This is a genomic window from Luoshenia tenuis, assembly GCF_014384745.1.
Classification (GTDB): Bacteria; Bacillota; Clostridia; order Christensenellales.
The window spans coordinates 965664-985451 of record NZ_JACRSO010000001.1; the positions used below are offsets into that span (position 1 = coordinate 965664).

Annotated in this window: 20 protein-coding genes; 2 read left to right on the forward strand and 18 right to left on the reverse strand. The window is 59.0% G+C overall.

Annotation, left to right across the window (positions count from 1 at the left end):
- Nucleotides 1-433 precede the first annotated feature (433 nt).
- Entirely contained in the window at nt 434-1765 is a 1332-nt protein-coding gene (gene gdhA, locus H8699_RS04570; RefSeq protein WP_249284673.1) for an NADP-specific glutamate dehydrogenase, read from the forward strand.
- Between the two features lie 80 nt (nt 1766-1845).
- Here the strand turns inward: gdhA and H8699_RS04575 are convergent, their stop codons facing one another.
- Entirely contained in the window at nt 1846-3003 is a 1158-nt protein-coding gene (locus H8699_RS04575; RefSeq protein ID WP_249284674.1) for a lysylphosphatidylglycerol synthase transmembrane domain-containing protein, read from the reverse strand.
- Nucleotides 3004-3309: 306 nt separating this feature from the next.
- Between H8699_RS04575 and H8699_RS04580 the strand changes: the two genes are divergently transcribed.
- Complete coding sequence (locus tag H8699_RS04580) at nt 3310-4779, forward strand: glycosyl hydrolase family 18 protein (RefSeq protein ID WP_249284675.1); 1470 nt, start codon at nt 3310-3312, stop codon at nt 4777-4779.
- A gap of 46 nt (nt 4780-4825) precedes the next feature.
- Here H8699_RS04580 and H8699_RS04585 read toward each other — a convergent pair whose 3' ends face one another.
- The 17 genes from H8699_RS04585 to prfA all read right to left on the reverse strand — a co-directional run bounded on the left by H8699_RS04585 (nt 4826) and on the right by prfA (nt 19767).
- Entirely contained in the window at nt 4826-5473 is a 648-nt protein-coding gene (locus tag H8699_RS04585; RefSeq protein ID WP_249284676.1) for a VanZ family protein, read from the reverse strand.
- Nucleotides 5474-5613: 140 nt separating this feature from the next.
- Complete coding sequence (locus H8699_RS04590; RefSeq protein WP_249284677.1) at nt 5614-6423, reverse strand: amidohydrolase family protein; 810 nt, start codon at nt 6421-6423, stop codon at nt 5614-5616.
- Between the two features lie 176 nt (nt 6424-6599).
- Nucleotides 6600-7247, reverse strand: a complete 648-nt coding sequence (locus H8699_RS04595; protein ID WP_249284678.1) for a V-type ATP synthase subunit D — start codon at nt 7245-7247, stop codon at nt 6600-6602.
- Between the two features lie 3 nt (nt 7248-7250).
- Nucleotides 7251-8633, reverse strand: coding sequence for a V-type ATP synthase subunit B (locus H8699_RS04600; RefSeq protein WP_147517474.1), 1383 nt, complete (start codon nt 8631-8633; stop codon nt 7251-7253).
- A gap of 3 nt (nt 8634-8636) precedes the next feature.
- Nucleotides 8637-10400, reverse strand: coding sequence for a V-type ATP synthase subunit A (locus H8699_RS04605; RefSeq protein ID WP_249284679.1), 1764 nt, complete (start codon nt 10398-10400; stop codon nt 8637-8639).
- A gap of 5 nt (nt 10401-10405) precedes the next feature.
- Nucleotides 10406-10729, reverse strand: a complete 324-nt coding sequence (locus H8699_RS04610; protein WP_138296555.1) for a V-type ATP synthase subunit F — start codon at nt 10727-10729, stop codon at nt 10406-10408.
- Nucleotides 10722-11717 carry a V-type ATPase subunit gene (locus H8699_RS04615; protein ID WP_249284680.1) on the reverse strand — a complete coding sequence of 332 codons (996 nt, stop codon included), beginning with the start codon at nt 11715-11717 and terminating at the stop codon, nt 10722-10724. The genes H8699_RS04610 and H8699_RS04615 overlap by 8 nt, the downstream gene beginning before the upstream one ends.
- Before the next feature lie 21 nt (nt 11718-11738).
- Nucleotides 11739-12326: a V-type ATP synthase subunit E gene (locus H8699_RS04620; protein WP_249284681.1), complete on the reverse strand. Its 588-nt coding sequence runs from the start codon at nt 12324-12326 to the stop codon at nt 11739-11741.
- Between the two features lie 32 nt (nt 12327-12358).
- Nucleotides 12359-12832, reverse strand: a complete 474-nt coding sequence (locus H8699_RS04625; RefSeq protein ID WP_138296558.1) for a V-type ATP synthase subunit K — start codon at nt 12830-12832, stop codon at nt 12359-12361.
- A gap of 57 nt (nt 12833-12889) precedes the next feature.
- Entirely contained in the window at nt 12890-14800 is a 1911-nt protein-coding gene (locus tag H8699_RS04630) for a V-type ATP synthase subunit I (RefSeq protein ID WP_249284682.1), read from the reverse strand.
- Complete coding sequence (locus H8699_RS04635) at nt 14801-15109, reverse strand: hypothetical protein (protein WP_138296560.1); 309 nt, start codon at nt 15107-15109, stop codon at nt 14801-14803.
- A gap of 33 nt (nt 15110-15142) precedes the next feature.
- Nucleotides 15143-15772 (reverse strand): uracil phosphoribosyltransferase, encoded by a 630-nt coding sequence (upp, locus tag H8699_RS04640; protein WP_138296561.1) that lies wholly within the window; start codon nt 15770-15772, stop codon nt 15143-15145.
- A 32-nt stretch (nt 15773-15804) separates the two neighbouring features.
- A complete protein-coding gene (rpiB, locus tag H8699_RS04645) occupies nt 15805-16251 on the reverse strand; it encodes a ribose 5-phosphate isomerase B (protein WP_138296562.1) in 447 nt (148 codons plus the stop codon).
- A gap of 92 nt (nt 16252-16343) precedes the next feature.
- Nucleotides 16344-16793 carry a low molecular weight protein arginine phosphatase gene (locus H8699_RS04650; protein WP_249284683.1) on the reverse strand — a complete coding sequence of 150 codons (450 nt, stop codon included), beginning with the start codon at nt 16791-16793 and terminating at the stop codon, nt 16344-16346.
- Nucleotides 16794-16807: 14 nt separating this feature from the next.
- Complete coding sequence (locus H8699_RS04655; protein ID WP_249284684.1) at nt 16808-17869, reverse strand: L-threonylcarbamoyladenylate synthase; 1062 nt, start codon at nt 17867-17869, stop codon at nt 16808-16810.
- A gap of 22 nt (nt 17870-17891) precedes the next feature.
- Nucleotides 17892-18629, reverse strand: a complete 738-nt coding sequence (locus H8699_RS04660; RefSeq protein ID WP_249284685.1) for a ZIP family metal transporter — start codon at nt 18627-18629, stop codon at nt 17892-17894.
- A 58-nt stretch (nt 18630-18687) separates the two neighbouring features.
- Complete coding sequence (prfA, locus tag H8699_RS04665) at nt 18688-19767, reverse strand: peptide chain release factor 1 (RefSeq protein WP_249284686.1); 1080 nt, start codon at nt 19765-19767, stop codon at nt 18688-18690.
- Nucleotides 19768-19788 lie beyond the last annotated feature (21 nt).

A 19788-nucleotide genomic window follows, 5' to 3' on the forward strand; every position in this document is an offset into this window, starting at 1 on the left:
ACTGCGCACCAGGCCCTCATTTTGTCCCGTTTCAGCGCCTTGGCGCAGGCTGCGCCGCTATGCCGGCGGCCTGCATGCCCCCGGCCAAAAAATTGCAAAACCGCTTTGACCTATCCGCTATCGTCTGGAATCCGCTAACCACAGTGGTTGCAACCGTCTATGCACGCCTTGATCTGCTTGCGCAGTGTGCAGTTTGCACACTTATTGCATGTTCACGCCCATAAAATTTGCAAAAAAAATCCATCCAACCTTCAAAAATTTATGGACAGATGCCGGAATTGCGATTATTATATTTATGTAACTTTATCCTTCATGTGGAGGCGCAATGGCAGAGGGCGGCGCAAATCGTATAATTATACAATTTGCAGGCTGCGAAATCTCCCGTTCCCTCCAAATGAATAGATCCAAATCTATCGCAAAGGAGATTGATCGTATGTCTTATGTAGACGAGGTACTCAGCCAGGTTGCTAAAAAGAATGCCAGCGAGCCGGAGTTTCTCCAGGCCGTTAAAGAGGTGTTGGAGTCCCTGCGCATGGTAGTCGAAGCGCATGAGGATGAGTATCGCCGCGATGCCGTACTCGAGCGCATCGTCGAGCCCGACCGGCAGGTCAAATTCAAAGTGCAGTGGGTGGATGACAAGGGGCAGGCCCAGGTCAACACCGGTTACCGCATCCAGTTTAACAACTCTATCGGTCCCTATAAGGGCGGGCTGCGCTTCCATCCTTCGGTCAACACCGGTATCATCAAATTCCTGGGCTTTGAGCAGATCTTCAAAAATTCGCTCACCGGCCTTCCCATCGGCGGCGGTAAGGGTGGTTCCGATTTTGACCCCAAGGGCAAGAGCGACCGCGAAGTCATGGCTTTCTGCAAGGCCTTTATGACGGAGCTGTACAAATACGTGGGCGCGGATGTGGACGTACCGGCCGGCGATATCGGCGTAGGCGCCCGTGAGATCGGCTATCTGTACGGTCAGTACAAGCGCATCACCAACCTGTACGAGGGCGTGCTCACCGGCAAGGGCCTCACCTACGGCGGCTCTCTGGTGCGTACCCAGGCTACCGGTTACGGCCTGCTCTACCTGGTCGATGAGATGCTCCGCTACAACGGTATGGACTTAAAGGGCAAGACCTGCGCGGTCTCCGGCTCCGGCAACGTGGCCATTTACGCCACCGAGAAAGCTACCCAGCTGGGCGCCAAGGTCGTCACCATGTCCGATTCTACCGGTTGGATCTACGACGAAGAGGGGATCGATCTGGACGCGGTCAAGCAGATCAAAGAGGGACGCCGCGGCCGCCTCAAAGAGTACACCCAGTATCGCCCGAACGCTAAGTATTCCGAGTCTGGCCGCGTATGGCAGGCAAAGGTCGACATCGCCCTGCCCTGCGCCACTCAGAACGAGTTGGATCTTGAGGATGCCAAAATGCTGGTGGCCAACGGCGTACAGGCCGTGGGCGAGGGCGCGAACATGCCCACCACCATCGAGGCTACCGAGTACTTCCAGAAAAACGGCGTGCTGTTTGCCCCCGGTAAAGCTGCCAACGCCGGCGGCGTAGCCACCTCCGCCCTGGAGATGAGCCAGAACAGCGAGCGCCTCAGCTGGAGCTTTGAAGAGGTGGATGCCAAGCTCAAAGATATCATGACCGGCATCTTCCACAAGATCGCGGACGCCTCTGAGCGTTATAACGCCAAGGGCAATTATGTGATCGGCGCCAACATCGCCGGTTTTGAAAAAGTGGTTGAAGCCATGCAGGCTCAGGGCATCTAAGCCTGGTCCGTATAAAAAAAACCCCCTGCATCTTGCAGGGGGTTTTTTTCATACTCTTTCTTTAACCCGACGCTTTTGCTTTACTTTTCGGGTTCAACCGGCGGGTCGCAGTCACTCTGCGCCGCTTCCGGCTCTTCTCCGATGGGATGCGGCTCGACCCGCACTTCCTCCTCCACGGGCATCATCAGCCCATCCACCTTAGCCCGGCGCCGGCGCGAAAGCTTGCGCATGCTGTGATACATCACGATGCCGCCGCCTACCAGCAGGCAGGAATAATAGGTGATGCAGCGCCAAACCAGCATCATGGAAAACTGCAGCTCCCTGGGGATGTTCTGCCCAAAGAAAGCGAAGAATCCCGCCTCCGCCGCCAGCGAGCTGCCCGGCGTGGGGGCGAACGCCACCGTCATATAGTGCAGCAGATGGTCTACGATAAAATCGATCTGCCGGGCGCCGTACAAGCCAAAGCCCCGGTAGACGTAATAGACGATGGAAAAATAAAAAATCAGCTCCAGCACCGTCAGGCCGATCATCACCGCTAGGTTCTTGGGGTGCTTTTTCATAAACCCAATGGACTGCCGGTAGTCGGCCAGCACCTTATCCACATGGGTGACCGCCTTTTCCTTATGGCGGATAATGCGCATCTTGCAACAGAGGTTCAAGATGCCGTGCACGACCCTGACCACCGTTTTTTCGCTGACCATAATCATGATCAGGATAAACACCATCATAAAATTAAAGAGGAAGCCCAAAAGCGTGATGACCAGCAGCCGCTGATCAAACCGGGCTACGATGCTGCCGATCTGCGCCAGAAAGAGCACCAGGCACCCGGTCACAATCGTGGTCTGATAGGCGATGAACTTGACCAGCAGCGCGCTGGAAGAAACGCCTACCGGGATGCCGTCTCCCGACATGTAAAAGACCTGCAAGGGCTGCCCGCCGCTGGAAAACGGCGTCAACGCGCTGTAAAAATGCCCCAGCATGGCATTCCGCAGGGAAACGCGGTAAGGTATGCGCGGGGCGTATAGCACGCCGATCATATAATGCAGCAGGCAGGCATCCGTCAACCAGTATAGCAGCAATGAACACAACGCCACCATCAGCCAGCCCGGCTGAAGCTGCTGCCAGAGGATCTCCTGCCCGCCGTTGTTCGTGTCCATCACGATCAATACCACCACGATACTGACCGTAAAGATAATGTTAAACCAGCTTAAAGCTTTTTTAAATGACTCTTTTTTCATTATCCACCTAGCTCTTTTTACCTCTCCCTCGTCAACTCGTTTATTCTATCACAACACTATCTTAATGGCAACCGGCGTAATTTCGTCCATCACAGGCCATGTAAGGATCGTGTAAAAGACTTTCGCGGGTAAAGCATTCCCCGGCGGGCTATGCTATACTGGTGTAAAACAAACCAAAATTGGAGGGCAGTTATGCGCGCGCATATACAATTTCCCCGGTCTACCCAACGCCGTCACTTTAAAATCCGGCCCCTTTGGGTCATCCTGGCCATTTCGCTGGCCATTCTTCTGGCAGGAGGGGTACTTGTGGCCCGCCAGATCCCCGAATGGCTGCGCAAAGCCCCCAAGACCAGCCCTGCCGGATGGCTGGAAAATATTTCCGCCCAATCGCCCGAACCGCTGACCATCGCCTGGGCCTACCGGCCGCATACCTATACCGGCCGTCCCGAAGGGCTGGACGTGCTGGCCCCCACCTGGTTCTACGTGGAGGGCACCGCCGAGAAGCCGGAGCTCAAGACCATCGCGCAGCTGGGTGAATCCTGCGATTTTGCCCAATTCGTTTCCCAGGCCCATGCCGATGGACTCAAGATCTGGGGGACCGCCGTCAGTATGACGCCCGAGCTTTCCGCGGCATTGGTCCACTCGCAGGAGCATACCGCGGCCTTCGCCGCACAGTTGGCGCAATACGTCACCGATTATCAGCTCGACGGCGTCAACTTCGACTTTGAAAATATGGACCCCGACGATAAACTGCTTTATTCCGACTTTATCGCCCAGTGCCGCGCCGCCCTGCCCGAGGGAACGGTCCTGTCGGTCTGCACCAATATCCGCATGCGCAATCCGGACCCAAACAATTTCTGGCAGTGCTACGATCATGAAACGCTGGCCCAACATGCGGATTATCTTTGCGTAATGGCCTACGATCAAAACGGTTCTTTCTCCCAGGAGGATGGGCCGGTGGCCAGCCTGGAATGGGTGGATGCCTCCCTCCAGACCCTGCTGGAGGTGGTCCCCTCCGATAAAGTCCTGCTGGGCGTGCCCTTTTATGGGCGGGATTACACCTATACCCAGCAGGGCGGCGAATACCTCCCCGCCTGGAAAACCGATAGCAAGATGACCGTACCGGTCTACGACCGGCACATCCAGCGCCTGTTGGAGGAGGGCAGCTATCAAGATCTGCGGGGCAATACCGTCACCGTCAGCCAATGGAACGCACAGGGGACATGGATGGAACCTGAAGCGGCGCGCTATTACGAGTTTGTGGATACGGATAACAACCTGCATAAAATGTGGTTTGACGATGGGCAGGCGCTCTCCCTCAAAAGTAAGCTGGCCCGCCGCTATCACCTGGCCGGCAGCGCCGTTTGGGAGTATGCCTACGCCTCGGACAGCCTATGGCAGGGTCTGGCCCAAGGCTATACGCTCTACACCCCTGGCGGCGCCCAGGTAGCCGCGCTGCAAGACTTGCTGGATCAGGCCCAGCAGCTGCAATGGTTCAGCGCACAAGGGAATTGGATGGGCACCAGTGCGGATGCGCCCGCCGCGCTGCGCCAGGCGTTGAACACGGCCGGTTACAACGCCCAAAAAGATGAGATGACGCCGGGAGAATATCTCCTCCTGACAGCCGGGGACGGAACCGAATACCGCATCGATTTTGCAGACGACGTCCTCTGGCCGGATGCGGCCCTTGGCGAAAAGCTGGGGCTGGCGGACGGGCAGATCGAGCTGGTGCCCGGCAGCCTGCGCGCACAGGTCGCCCCATTGTTTGCAAAGTAAACCGCCCTTAACTTTTAAAGCCGGCCTTTTGGCCGGCTTTTTCAATTTAATAAAACAGGCTCCAGACCGCCTCTGACACCACGGGCTGCAACAGTAGTGGGAAAAGCCAGCAAAGCAGCAGAATCAGCCAGGGTTCCAGCCCCACGATGCCCGTTCGCCCGCCCTGTATCCTGCAATGATCCACAAATCGCGGCGCCGTTTTTCGCAGTCCGCGGAAAACCGCAAAGCCGATCAGCGCGCCCAGCGTATTCATGATCCAATCGTCGATATCCGTGGCCCGCCAGCAAAACAGCTGCGCCACCTCGATCGCCAGCGACATGCCCGCCCCGTACAGCAACACCCTGCCCCAGCTGTCAAACCTTTCCCACAGCAGCGGGAGAAAAAAGCCAAAGGGAATGAACAGCAATACGTTTGGCAGGTACTGCACGCCCGTATCCCCTGCATCGATAAAGGGGATCAAGCTGATATTGGGGCTAAAATGGATCTGTCCGACGGAGGGCACCCCCGTGACCCCTAGCATCCCTACCAGCGCGATGCCGAAAAACGCCGCCCCCAGCGTATGTACGGCGTATATCTTGCCGCCCAAGCGCCTTACTTTGCGCCGCTGCCAGAGCCAAAAGATCGCAAGCAGCGGGAAAACGCCAACCAAAAATCCCAGCACAGCCTCTAAAACAAAGCTCATCATATAGTACATCCAAAATCCTCCAAGCCTTCTTAGAATATTGATTATATCATCGTCTGCGCAAATCCGGCTTAAGGCTTTCTTAACTTTTTCTGTCGATTACAGATAAAAAGAGCGGCCCGCCAAAAAGGCGGGCCGCGATAGCCTGTATTTTACACCCGGATGCCGAAAAGCTTCTCAAAGTTCTGGTGGAAGATCTTTTCGTTCTGTTCCCTGGAAAGCTTCAAGTTCATAAAGCGCGCCAGTTCCTCCTCGTGATCCCACATCGGGTAATCCGTACCGAAAAAGAACCGGTCCTCTCCCATATGGGCGATCATCGCCCGCGCGTCCTCGGGAGAGAGCTTAAATAAGCTGCTGGAAGTATCAAAGTACACATTGGGCACATGCAAGTACCGGTCCGCCTCCTCCCAGCGCCGGTAGCCGCCGAAGTGCGCCGCAATGCTAACCATGTCCGGCACCTCGGACATGGCATGGTATAGCCTTTTGGGCGCCGAATAGTCATACCGGTCGTCCCCTGTATGGAATAAGATCGGCAGCCCTCGCTTGGCGATGGCCTTATACATGGTTATCGCCTCGGGCGCGTCAATATCAAAGGCCTGAAAATCCGGATGCAGCTTGATGCCGTGCAGCCCTTTTTGGGCGATCCGGTCCAGTTCGCGCTCGATATCGGGATAGGCCGGATGCAGCGTGGCAAAGCCGAAAAATTCCGGATACTGCTTGCACTTGCTTTCCACAAAGTCGTTGATGCTTTCGACCTGTTCGGGCTTGGTCGCCGTGGAGCAGACCAGGTATTTGGATACGCCGATGCGCCTACCGCTCTCCACCAGCGTGTGCGCCATGCCGTCATAGCGCATGGGAATATCGTAAAAATGGCCGATATTTTTGCTGGCCTTTATGGCGATCTTTTCCGGAAAAATGTGGGTGTGCGCGTCGATGATCTTATAAGTTTCCACCTGCTTCATAGCTCTGCCTCCGTCCTTTTGTCTGCGGCAAGTTTGGATATAAATACCGTAGGATTTGATTATTATACAACGCTCTCCTTAAAATTTCAAACCCTTCTATCCGCTATAAGCGCGCATCCGCCCCTAAAAACAAAAAAGCTGCGCAGCTTACGCTGCGCAGCCCTTTGCATAAATTCTTACACCGGCGCCTCTTGCCGCTGGGCGATCATGGATTTGACCTTCATCAGCCGGGTCAGGCTGCCCCGCTCGTTTTCATCCAGCTTCATGGTGATGTAGCGGATATTTTCCTCCATCTGCGGGATCATCACATACTCCAGGGCGTTGACCCGCCGCCGGGTCTTTTCGATCTCGTCCGCCAGGCGGTTACAGGATTTTTCGATCTCCGCCAGCTGCAGCATCTTGGGCAGTATCTCCGCCATGGTGGCGATAGCCCCGTCCAGCTCGGCCGAGGTAAAGGCAAAGCCGTAAGGCAGCGCGCCGCTTTTCTCCCCCAGTTCCTGCAGTTGGAGCTTAGGCACCTCAACGCTCATCACGTTTTGCAAGCCAGCCTCTACGGTGATCTGCCGCGCCGGGTAGAGGATCGCCTCCTCCAGTGTCTCCGCCGGCATGGTCCCCCTGGCGATGACGAAACCTTTCAGCGCGCTTTGCAGCTCACGCTCCACGTCCTCGCGCAGCTCCTTATTCTTGCGGATCAGCCCGATGAACTGGCGCATCATCTCGTCGCGCTTATCTTTTAGCAGTTTATGCCCCCGCACGGCGGTGGCCAGGCTGCGTTTGAGCCGGGTCAGCTCCATCCGCGTGGGGTTTACACGGGTTTGCGCCATAGCTTACTCCCCTTCCGCTTTGGGCAGGTACTTATCCAGGTATTCGTCGCGGATACGGCCCAGCTGGTTGCGCGGCAGGATGCTGAGCAGCTTCCAGCCGATGGTCAGCGTCTCCTCAATGGTGCGGTTGGTCTCATATCCCTGGTTGACGTATTCCGCCTCAAAAGCGTCCGCAAATTTAGCGTACAGCTTATCCACATCCGTCAGCGCCGAATCGCCCAAAATGGCGGAGAGCTCTTTGCAATCCTTCCCGCGGGCGTAAGCGGCGAACAGCTGGTTCATGGAATCGGCATGATCCTCCCGGGTCTTGCCCCGGCCGATGCCCTTATCCTTTAACCGGCTCAGCGAGGGCAGTACGTCTACCGGCGGTTGGATGCCCCGGCGGTACAGCTCACGCGAGAGGATGATCTGCCCCTCGGTGATATAGCCCGTCAGGTCGGGGATGGGGTGGGTCTTATCGTCCTCCGGCATGGTCAGGATGGGGATCTGAGTAATAGAACCCTTCTTATCCTGCACGCGGCCCGCGCGCTCGTACATAGAGGCCAGGTCGGTATACAGGTAACCGGGATAGCCCCGGCGGCCCGGCACCTCCTTGCGCGCAGCGGACACCTCACGCAGGGCCTCAGCATAGTTGGTGATATCGGTCAGGATGACCAGCACATGCATATCCTTCTCATAGGCCAGATACTCCGCCGCCGTCAACGCCATGCGCGGGGTGGCGATACGCTCGACCGCCGGGTCGTTGGCCAGGTTCATAAACAGCACCGTCCGGTCGATGGCGCCGGTGCGGCGGAAATCCTGAATAAAGAAATCCGCCTCCTCAAAGGTGATACCGATGGCGCCGAACACCACCGCGAAGCGCTCGTTTTGCCCCAGCACCTTGGCCTGGCGGGCGATCTGCGCCGCCAGCTGCGCGTGCGGCAGGCCCGAGCCGGAGAATACCGGCAGCTTCTGCCCGCGCACAAGGGTATTGAGCCCGTCGATGGCCGAGATGCCCGTCTGGATAAACTCATCCGGATAGGCCCGGGCCGCGGGGTTCAACGCTTGGCCGTTGATGTCCATTCGCGCATCCGGAATGATCTCCGGCCCGTTATCGATGGGCCGGCCCATGCCGTCAAACACGCGCCCCAGCATATCCTCTGAGACCGCCAGCTCGATGCCCCGGCCCAGAAAACGCGCGCGGCTATCGGATATTTTAAGCCCTTGCGAGCTTTCAAACAGCTGTACCAGCGCCTTATCGCCGTCGATCTCCAGCACGCGCCCGGCGCGGATCTCGCCGTTGGCCTGCTCAATCTCCACCAATTCGTCGTATTTAACGCCTTCTACCTGATCCACCAACATCAGCGGCCCTACGACCTCGCGAATCGTACGATATTCTTTCAGCATTCTTTACACCCCTTCCTCGGAGAGCAGCGCCGCGATCTCGCTTTGCAGCTGCCGTTCCACCTCGGCAAAGGAGCCAAGCTCCTCCTCCGGCACGTATTTAAGCCGGCTGATCCGCTCGCGCACCGGCAGAGCGATCAGCGCCTGCAAGCTGGCGCCTTCATCCAAGGCTTCCAGGCCCTGCTCGTACCAGGCCAGGATCATCTTGAGCATGCCAAACTGCTTAGGCAGGCTGGAATAGGTGTCTACCTCATGGAATGCGTTCTGATGCAGGTAATCCTCACGGATGGAGCGCGCCGCCTCCAGTGTCAGCCGGTCCCTAAAGCCCAGCGCGTCCACGCCTACCAGCCGCACGATCTCGTCCAGCGAGGCCTCATCCTGCAATATGCCCATGGCCTTTTGCCGCAGGCTATCCCATTCCGGGCTGACGTTGGCGTTATACCAGCCTTCAATCCGGTCGGTATAAAGCGAGTAGCTCTGCAACCAGTCGATGGCCGGGAAGTGGCGCTTATATGCCAGGCTGGAGCTTAAGCCCCAGAACACCTTGACGATGCGCAGCGTAGCCTGGGATACCGGCTCTGAAATATCGCCGCCCGGAGGGGATACCGCGCCGATAGCCGTAACCGCGCCGGTGCGCCCATCGCCGCCCAGGCACTGCACCTGGCCGGCCCGCTCGTAAAACTCCGCCAAGCGGCTGGACAGGTAAGCCGGGTAACCTTCCTCGCCCGGCATTTCCTCTAAGCGTCCGCTCATCTCGCGCAGCGCCTCCGCCCAGCGCGAGGTGGAATCCGCCATGATGGCGACTTTATAGCCCATATCGCGGAAGTACTCCGCAATGGTGATCCCGGTATAGATGGAGGCCTCGCGGGCCGCCACCGGCATATCCGAGGTATTAGCGATCAGCACCGTGCGCTTCATCAGCGGCTCGCCGGTGCGCGGATCCTTCAGCTCCGGGAACTCCATCAGCACGTCCGTCATCTCGTTGCCACGCTCGCCGCAACCTACGTACACGATGATGTCCGCATCCGCCCACTTGGCCAGCTGGTGCTGTACCACCGTCTTGCCGCTGCCAAAGGGGCCAGGTACCGCGGCCACGCCACCCTTGACCACCGGGAAGAAGGTATCGATCACGCGCTGCCCGGTCACCATGGGTTCAGAGGTAGAGATCTTGCTCACATAAGGCCGCCCGCGCCGTACCGGCCAGCGCTGCATCATGGGCAGCTCCACGGTCTCCCCACTGTCTTTTTTCACCTTCAGCACCGGGTCCATAATGGTGGCCTCGCCGCTGAAGATCCATTCCACGGTGCCTTCCACATCATAAGGCACCATGATGCGCTGCTCCACCACCGGCGTCTCCTGCACGGTGCCGAAGATATCGCCCCCGCTCACCCGGTCGCCCACCTTAATGACCGGGTTAAAGGCCCATAGTTTTTCGTGGTCCAGGGCGTTGACCTCGATGCCGCGGCTGATCCGATCCCCCACCATCTCGCGGATGACCTTGAGCGGACGCTGGATCCCATCGAAGATCGATTCGATCAGCCCTGGCCCCAGCTCTACCGAGAGCGGAAAGCCCGTGCTTTCTACCGGCTCGCCGGGCCCCAGGCCCGCCGTTTCCTCATATACCTGAATGGAGGCCATCTCTCCGCGCATTTCTATGATCTCGCCGATCAAGCGCTGCTCGCTTACGCGCACAACGTCATACATTTTGGCCTCGCCCATGCCCGAAGCCACGATCAGCGGCCCGGAAACCTTGACGATTTTCCCCTCCATTTACCTTACCCTTCCTTCCCGAAAAGAATATCCGCCCCCACGGCCTTTTCCACGTTGCTCTTTAGCAACTGCATGCCCAGCCCCGTCGTTCCCTGGTTCCCGGGGATGGGGATGATCGCCGGATACGCCTCGGCTTTATATTTATCGATGGTTTCGCCCATTTGCGTCGCCATAGTTTCCGTAATGAAGATGACCGCAAAGCCCTCCCGGGCCATTTTATCCACCGCACGGGCGGCCTGGGTCGGGGAGGATGCCTCCACCACATACAGCCCCAGTGCCTTAAAGCCCATGACCGAGTCCCGCTCGCCTACTACGCCCAAATTAACCATAGGTCTCACGCAGCCTTTCGCGTATCGCGTCCGGCGCGATACCGTTCAATTTGCCGATCATGATCTGGCGCAGCTGCCGGTTCTGGCTTTCCTTGGCCAACCAGTAGCCCAGGATCGGACGAATACTCATCAGTTCGCCCTTGCCCTCCCGCGCCAGCGCCATCAGGTAATCGTCCATCGCCCGCTCATAGCCTGCCAGCGTTCCGGTCTGCTGCAAAGCTTCGATGCCGCCCACCACCACCGGCCCAAAGGGGCGAAACTGCCATAGCTGGATCAGCCCCTCGTCGGATTCCTCCAGCGCACGGGCAAGCGTTTGCTCGCTCTCCCCGCCGCCCGGGATGGTCAGCTGCTCCAGCGCGGCCCGGTCGCCCCCGGCGCGCCGCAGCCGCAGCACCGTGCGGATGTTGATAAGGTCGATCCACGCGGTAAAATAATCCCGCAAAAAGCCCTTTTTAAGCCCCTCCAGCGCCGTGGCAAAGTAGGCTCTGTCCAAAATCGCGCTCAGGCGCTGCGGATCCACCGCCGCTTCCAGCAGCATGTTTTCGATTCCCGCGCAGCCCTGTGCAATGGCCCCGGGCAGTTCCTTATAGTCCTTTTCCCGCACTTTGCGCAACAGTTCCTCCGGCGCGATCTCGCCCAGCGGGGAAAGCATTTCCTCGCCGTCCTCCCGGCCCAGCGCACGCAGCTTAAAGAGGATCTTTAAATTTTGGCAATCGTACTGGTAAAAGAACCGCGCCGTGGTTTGCGGCTCCGGCGTGATGGCGCGGATCAATTCCCGCGTTTCCAGTAAATCTTCCCGCAACAGCGCCTCATACTCGTGCGCAGAAGCAACCTGCAGCGCGCCGCCGATGCCCCCTTCAACGAGAATCCGCAGCGCCTCCGCCGCGTCCTGCGCGTCGACGATCTGCATCAGTTTTTCCCGGGGCAGCAGCCGCGCTTCCAATACGCGCAGGCGGGCTACAGCATAAGCATAGCTTGGCTGTGGCATATGCAACTCCTCCTCACTGCCCTAAAACAGGATTTCCGCCACCTGGGCGTCATATTTCCCCCGCGCCATGCGCATCAGCGTCTCCAGCGCACAGTTGATCTCCATCCCTCCGGTGCGCAGGATAAACCCGCCCCGGATCGGGGCAAAACCGCCGGCGCGCACGGTAGCGCCCTTGGCAGCCAGCGGCCCGGCGTATTCGTCTAAAAACGCCTGGCCCAGCCGGTCCGCATCCGTTTGGGCGATAAGCAGCTCGTGCTCCCCCTCCGTAGCGGTTTCCAGCAGCATTTTGCCAATCAGCGCGCGGTATTCCTCTACCGGCAGCGCACAAAGCGCCTGTAAGGCCCCCTCCCAAGCTTGGGCGATCAACTCCTGCTTAACGGCCAAAATGGCCTTACGCCCTTCCAACTGCGCCATGGAAAGCTGGCGCCGCCGCCCCTCCTGGGCATCCTGCCGGGCATCTTCCAGGATCTTTTCCCCATCCTGCTGCGCGCGGGCCTCATACTGGGCCTCCAGCGCGGCGCGGCGCTCCTCCAATTCCCTTTCGGTGTTTTGCACATCCGTCCGGGCATCGGCTAGAATCTTTTCAATTATTTTTTCGGCTCCCGTCATGGAAAGCACGCCCACCCTTCATTTAGTCCTCTTTAACCGATTGCGATGCCGTTCACCATCAGGAAGGAAGCCAGCAGCGCCAACACGGCGTACGTCTCAACCAGTACCGCAAAGGTGATGGCCTTGCCCAGCTCGCCCGGGCGCTTGCCGATCAAGCCAATGCCCGCTACAGCCGCCTTGCCCTGCGCGATGGCCGAGATCAAGCCCACGATGCCGATAGGCAGGCACGCCGCGAAGATCAGCCATCCCTGGGTCTCGGTCACCGGCTTTAAGCCGCCCAATACGCCGATGTTCATCATGACGATAAAGCCGATCAGCAGGCCATAAATACCCTGCGTGCCCGGCAGCGCCTGCAACAACAGCGCCTGGCTGAACTTGTCCGGATCTTCACTGACAACGCCCGCGGCTGCCTGGCCCGCCAGACCTACCCCGATTGCCGAACCAATACCCGCGAGAATCACCGCTACCGCCGCGCCCGACAGCGCCAAGATTTGACCTAGTTCCATAATCCCATTCCTCCTTAAATTTACGATGCCCTTATGTTTTTTTAAAATAATGATCGTCTATTTAGCTGCCTGTTTTTGGCGCGTCAGGCCCACGTTCTTTGCCCGGTAACGCAACGGGTCAAAGGCGTGGCCGCCGCCAGTATAGAATTTGCCGAAGAATTCAATATACTGCAACCGGCTGGCATGCACGAACGCGCCCAGCACATTGATCAGCAGGTTGAAGGCGTGGCCGCCGATCAAGACGGCAACCATAAAGATACTGCCGATAAAGTTGCCCCCCAGCATGGTCGCAATGGTGTTGATGACCATACCGATTACGCCCGTGGCCAGGCCCAGCGCAAACAGGCGCGAATAAGATAGGATATCGCTTAGTACGCTTGTGATATTATAGAGACTGCCGATGCCGCCGATCAGCTTGGCAAAGATGTTCTTTTTGGCCCGCCCCTGGGTCAGGATCAGGGTGACCACCGCCGCGATGGACAGCACCATTCCCACCATCTGCGTTGCCGGCAGCGCCAGCATCGGCAGGCCGATGATCAGTACGATCCAGGTCACCTGGTCAAAAATCGCATCCCATACCTTGCCCTCTTTGATCAGGGTGTAGGCCTTGACGCCCATGCCCGTCATAATATGGATCGCGCCCAGGCCAAAGCACAGCGCCAGCATCATGATCGGCTCCTGCATCGGGACGAACAGCAGCGGCGGCAGCTCAATACCAAACCAGCCGCCAAACAGCGCCCCCCACATAAAGGTGGAGATGCCGCCTGCGATCATCAGCCGGGCCAGCTGCCCCGCCATGCCCCGCGGCCGCATGAATTTGTTGGCCAGCGTGGCGACGATCGCCATCACAATGCCGTAGCCCGCGTCGGAAACCATCATGCCGAAAAAGGCAAAGTAGAACGGCGCCATCAGCGCATTGGGATCCAACTCCCGGCAATCGGGCGTGGAATAAAGATTTGTAATCAATTCAAAGGGTTCCACGACCTTGCCGTTATGCGTAGCCGTGGGGAAGACCTCGCCCTCCTGCGGATCCCGCAGCTGCAGTTCAAAGGTCTCGGATATCTTTTGCAGTTCACCGCGTAAAAGTTCTTGTTGCGGTACGGGTACCCATCCTTGGGCGATGAAGGTCTGCTCGGTCTGTAAAAAGCGGCCCGCTGCCTGCGCCCGGTCGTTATGGGCGGCCAGTTTATCTTCCAGCAGCTTCAGCGGCTTAAGCTGTGCCGCCAGGTTGCCGGCCTCGCGCTCGATCTCCGCCTGGCGGGCGGCCAGCTCGTCCAGCTCTTTGTGCAGCCGTTGCAATGCTTCCCCGGCGGTCCCCGTCAGCTCCGGGAAGCTGGCACGCACAAAGCCCAACGCCTTGAGCAGGTCAAAAAACGCTTCCGCATGCTCTTTATGCGCCGCGGCCAAAAGGCATACCCCTTCGCGCGTTTCGGATACCGTATCCAGCTGTGCCGCCCACTGCTGCAACGCCAGCTTTTCCTGCAACTCCGGCAGGTTCGCCGGCGGCAGCGTGCCGATCTGCACCGCCGCATAATGGGTATCTCGGATCTGTTCAAAGGGGATCTTCAGCCCCTCCCAGGGTTCAAGGGAGGCCATCGTCGCCCGGATACGCAGCCGTGTAGCGGCAATATCCCCCAATTCCGCCTGCATTTCGCGGGCTTCCCGCGCGCCCTCCCGCGCCTGCGCATCATCCATGGCCTCAAACTCGCCCATGGCCATCAGATCGCGGTCCGGCAAAAATCCTTTTTTCTTGGGCGCATAGGGCGTCAGGAACCGGATCGCGGCGCGAACCGCAGCCAGGTCCTCTTCCTGCCCGGCACTCCCCACCATCTCTCGGGTCCCGGGCAGTTCTTCCTTATCGCCTACGACGACCTCGACACAGCCCAATTCCTGCATCAATCGCACCATGGCCTGCTGGTCGTCCTTCATGGCGATCAGGGTCAGTTTTTTCATCGGTACGATCGCCATCTAACTCATCCTTTCTACGATGAACGCGATGGCTTTCGCCATGTTCTGCTCCGCACGCTGGCGCAGCGCCTCTCCCTGCTCCTTGGCCTGTATGCCGGCCTGGCGGCAGGCGGCGTCTGTCTCCTTTTGCGCGGCCGCGGCAATATCCTGGGCCTGCGCCGTAAAGGCAGCGAGCTTTTCACTGTAGGCGGCCTTCATCTGCGCCTCCGCCTCGATCAACGCATCCCGGCCTTGCGCAGCGGCCCCCCGCCGCATCTGCTCAGCCTGGCTTTCCGCCTCCAAGATGGATTGTACCAGTTGTTCAGCCAATCCAAATTCTCCCCCTTTTTGCCCGTTCTTTTTTTATTTCGTTCCGAACAGACGATCCCCCGCGTCCCCCAGTCCGGGCACGATATAGCTATGGTCGTTGAGTTTTTCATCCACCGCCGCCACGAAAATATCCACATCCGGATGGTCGGCGCGCACCCGCTCAATCCCCTCGGGCGCGGCGATCAGGTTGACCAGCTTGATGCTCTTGCAGCCGCGCTGCTTGATAAATTCGATAGCCGCGCTGGCAGACCCGCCCGTAGCCAGCATGGGATCGACCACGATCAGGTCTCGCTCCTGGGCGTCCACCGGCAATTTACAGTAGTATTCCACGGGTTTAAGCGTTTCCGGGTCGCGGTACAGGCCGATATGGCCCACCTTGGCCGCCGGCACCAGCCGCAAAAAACCGTTGACCATGCCCAGCCCCGCGCGCATGATCGGCACCACGCCGATCATCCTCCCGGCCAGCACCTTGCTTTTGGTGGTGGTGATCGGCGTTTCGATCTCCACCTCCCGCAGCTGCATATCCCGGGTGACCTCGTAAGCCATCAGCATAGCCACTTCGTCCACCAGTTCGCGGAAATCCTTTGACGTGGTATCTTTATCCCGGATCATCGTCAGCTTATGCTGGATGAGCGGGTGGTCAAATACATAGAGTCTGCCCACTTTACCGTCTGCCTCCTTCAAGCTTGTCCCGCCTATTTGGAATACATCTTTTCGATCTGCGCGATCTTATCTACACGGCGCTGGTGGCGTCCGCCCTCAAACTCCGTTTCCAAAAAGGTCTTTACGATCTCCAGCGCCAGCCCCTCGCCCAGCACCCGGTCGCCCATGGCCAAAATATTGGCGTCGTTATGCAGCCGCGTGTACTTGGCCGAATATACATCCCCGCACAGCGCCGCGCGGATGCCCGGCACCTTGTTGGCCGAGATGCTTATCCCAATGCCGGTGCCGCAAATCAAAATACCCCGATCAGCCTCGCCGGCCACAATCGCTTGCGCCACCTTCAAGGCTTGGTCAGGGTAATCCACAGAATCGGTATTAAAACAGCCGTAATCCTTAAAGGGAATCTGCTGCTCCTCTAAATATTTTCGTACGACTTCCTTGAGCGGAAATCCTGCATGGTCACTTCCTAAAGCAATCATGCTTTCACCCCCTTTTATTCGTTAGACATGCTAAAATGGCTTTAGCACTCCTAAAATATTATAACGTATTTAAAAAGGGGGTGCAACCGCAATTATTCCTGCATCAATATCTTTTTGACGAATTTTTTGATGTATTTTTCCAATAATACGGCGCAATTTTCATAAACCTGCTCATCCCCGCCATACGGGTCGGGAATATCCTTGGTGCTTCCGCAAAAAAACTCACGGAAGGAATAGATCTTGCGGTCCAGGTCCGCCTCCTCAAAGGCATCCCGCAGCACCTCGGCCTGGCCCTGCTCCATACAGATCACCAGATGCGCCCGTTCGATCATCTCCCGGGTCACCTGCTTGGCCTCATGGTCGCTTAGGTCAATACCCCGCCGCTTCATCGCCTCCACCGCATAAGGGTTGGCTTCCTCGCCCGGAAAGGCCGAGATCCCGGCGGAGGCCGCCGTTACACCGGGCAGCAGCTGCGCCCCCAGCAGGGCCGCAGCCATAGGACTTCGGCAGGTGTTGCCAGTACAGATAAACAAAATTTCCATGGGTCGAACTATCCCTATCCTTTCACGATCTTATAGCCCGCGGCGCGCACCAGCCGGTTCATGATGGCCAGACCGACGCCCTGGGCCTCTACCGTTTCACAAAATACCGCATCATAGCCGCGCCGGTCCATCTCCCGCAGGGCGGCAAACAGGTTGTGGGCGATGCTCTCGGGCTGGGCACGCTTGCCCAGCGGGTAAAACGCCCGCTCCCCGTAGATATCCTTGAGTTCCTCCGTCCCCAAAATGCAGGGGCGATTCCCCTTAGCCAATGCTTCGTCATACAGCTGTGCAGCGCGGCGCGCCATGGCCTCGGGCGCTCCTTCTACCAGCACCACCTGGGCCTTGGGCGCATAGTGCTTATACTTCATCCCTGGGGAACGCGCCTCCCCTTCCAGGGGCTTTAACGCCGCCTGATGCACCCGGACCGGCATGCCCAGCGCCTGCTCCAGCATCCCCTGCGTTACGCCGCCCGGCCGCAGGATCAGCGGCCCATCGCTTACATCCAGCACCGTGGATTCTACGCCTACCCCGCACGCGCCGCCATCCAGAATCAGGGGCACGCGCCCCTGCATATCCGCATAAACGTCCTGCGCGTTGGTCGGGCTGGGGCGCCCGCTCCGGTTGGCCGAGGGCGCGGCGATGGGGCAGCCCGCCCGCTCGATCAGCGCCTGCGCTACCGGATGACTGGGGAAGCGCACCGCTACCGTATCCAAGCCCGCCGTCACCGCATCGGGCACTGCGCCGCTTTTGGGGAATACGATGGTCAGCGGGCCGGGCCAAAAGGCCTCCATCGCCCGCCTGGCCAGCGGCGGTATTCGCGCCACCAGCGGCTCCACGCCCCTCATATCGCACACGTGCGCGATCAGCGGATTATCCCCCGGCCGCCCCTTGGCCGCAAAGATCTTTTGCACCGCCTGGCCGCACAGGGCGTTTGCCCCCAGCCCATATACCGTTTCGGTGGGGAAAGCCACCAGCTCCCCCCTTCGGATCAATTCCGCAGCCGCCAGCATCGCGCCGGGTGCGTCATACGCCAGTATGCGCGTTTGCACTTCCGCTTCCCGCGCCCAATTTTCCACCCTGAAAGCCTCCTTTAAGGCATTATAACAATACCGCTACTGCCAACCCCACAGCCAGCCCACCGGCCAGCGCCAATCCGTTTAGCGGCCCGCGCGCGGCCTCTATGCCCTCTGCCAGCAGCGCCGTACAGATGATATAGACCATCGCCCCGCCGGCAAAACTCAGGCACAGCGCCACGAAATAGGGCGAAATACCGCCCAGCGCGTCGCCGATAAAGGCGCCTGCCGCCGTGGGCGCGCCCGCCAGCAGCGCCATGCCCATTACGCGCCACTTGCCCATTTGGGCCATCCGCAGCGGGATGCCCAGAATAAGCCCCTCGGGCAGATCGTGCAAAGCGATCAGCATCGCCAACGCAAAGCCGTATTCTATCTCCACCTGCATCCCAGAGCCAATGGCCAGCCCCTCAGGCAGGTTATGCGCCGCAATGCCCAGCGCCATTAATAGCCCCGTCCGGCCGATGCCGCTATGCAGCTTTGCCGTCGCCTGCCGGCGGTAAAGAAACGAGTCGGCGCCCGCCATGCAGAACGCCCCCAGCAGGATGCCTGCGACCCCAGTCCACAGCCCGCCCAGCGCCATGGCGCCGGGCAGCAGGTCAAAGCAGGAGACCGCCAGCATCAGCCCAGCCGCTCCGCTTAAGGTAACGGCCACCAGCCGGTTGCCCGGCATGCGGCGGATCGAGAAAGCCAAAAGCCCGCCTAATCCCGTGCCGAACACCCCGCTAAAAGCGCCCAACAGCGCCGAAAAGCCCTCTGTTTCCATACCAGGCCCCCTTCCTCTTAAGGAAGGTATATGGCCGGTCCCGCGGGGTTATACGCGATTAGTCCTGGGCGCTGTTAAGCGCCTCCAGCTGCGCCTGCTGGTCTGCCAGCGCCAGCGCGTCTAGCATCTCATCCAGGTCCCCATCTAAAAAGGCTTCCAGTTGGTAGACCGTCAGGTTGATCCGGTGGTCGGTAATGCGCCCCTGGGGGAAATTATAGGTACGGATGCGTTCGCTCCGGTCGCCCGAGCCGATCTGGCTGCGCCGGTTTTCACTGTAGGCGGAGTCCTTCTGCTGGCGGTAATAATCCAGCAGCTTGGCCCGCAGCATACGCATGGCCGTTTCGCGGTTTTGTATCTGGCTGCGCTCATTCTGGCAGGCCACCACGATCCCCGTGGGCATATGGGTAATGCGCACGGCGGATTCGGTCTTGTTTACGTGCTGGCCACCCGCGCCGCCGGAACGGTAGGTATCGATCTTTAAATCCGTTTGGTTAATCTCCACATCCACATCCTCCGCCTCCGGCAGCACGGCTACCGTAGCCGCCGAGGTGTGGATGCGCCCGCCGGATTCAGTGGAAGGGATGCGCTGCACCCGGTGTACGCCGCTTTCATACTTCAGGCGGGAAAACGCGCCCTTGGCATTGATCAGCACCACCGCTTCCTTCACGCCGCCCAGCTCGGTCTCATTCAAGGCCGAAACCTCGTATTTCCAGTTATGCCGCTCCGCATAGCGGATGTACATCCGCATCAGATCCATGCCAAACAGCGCGGCCTCCTCGCCGCCCGTGCCCGCGCGGATCTCCAGCACCACGCTCTTGTCGTCCTGCGGGTCCCGGGGCAGCAGCATGCGCTGCAGCTCTTCCTCCATGGGGGCCACCTGGGGCTCCAGCTCTTCGATCTCGGAGAGCACCATCTCCCGCAGTTCCGGGTCATCCTCAGCCTCCAGCATCTCCCGCGCCTCCTGCAGGCTGGTTAGCACCGTCCGGTACGCCTTGGTCTTTTCCACCACAGGCTCCAGCTCGCTCATCTCCCGCATCATGCCCCGCCATTCTTCCTGGTTGGCGATCACTTCGGGTTTGGCCGTCTCCTCGCTTAAAAACTGGTACCGCTCTTCAATTGGAATCAGCTTGTCTAACAACTTGCCACCTCTGTATCAGGG